Source organism: Helicobacter sp. T3_23-1056, assembly GCF_053654535.1.
The window spans coordinates 1-423 of the sequence record NZ_JBSIUU010000103.1 but is presented as its reverse complement, the minus strand read 5'-3'; the positions used below and the strand labels follow the sequence as shown (position 1 = coordinate 423).

The window sequence follows — 423 nt, the reverse complement described above, 5'->3', positions numbered from 1 at the left end:
CAAATGTGAATATAATGGATTGCTAAAAATGAATGATAAATTATATGACTTTACCATTAAATCAAATGGTGTAGTTATCTTAAAAGGTGCAGATAAGACACGATATTTTAATTGTGGCGCACCACTTAAAAATTACAATGATGAGATAGATATGCAATCCCGTTGCATCGGATTTGAAGCAGCAGAGATAGATTGTGGCGCGTAGCAAAGATTCACGCAAATCTAGCAAAAATCACAAAAATAAGGAAGTAAAAAATGAAAAAAATAAGCACAATGCTTTTTATGGCGTTTATATCGGCATTTGTGGCGTGCGCAGATTCAAAGGATTCAAAAGCTGAATTTAGCGCAGATTCACACAAATCACAAACGATAAATGCCAATGATTTGCAGGACAAATCTAACGAATCTAGGGAACATAAAACG

At 34.3% G+C, this 423-nt stretch carries 1 protein-coding gene; it reads left to right on the top strand.

All coding sequences use genetic code 11. The annotated features are described in order from the left end of the window. On the top strand, positions 1 to 205 hold a 205-nt coding region (locus tag ACWIUO_RS13895; protein ID WP_454178476.1), incomplete at its 5' end, for a hypothetical protein. Between the last annotated feature and the right edge of the window lie 218 nt (positions 206 to 423).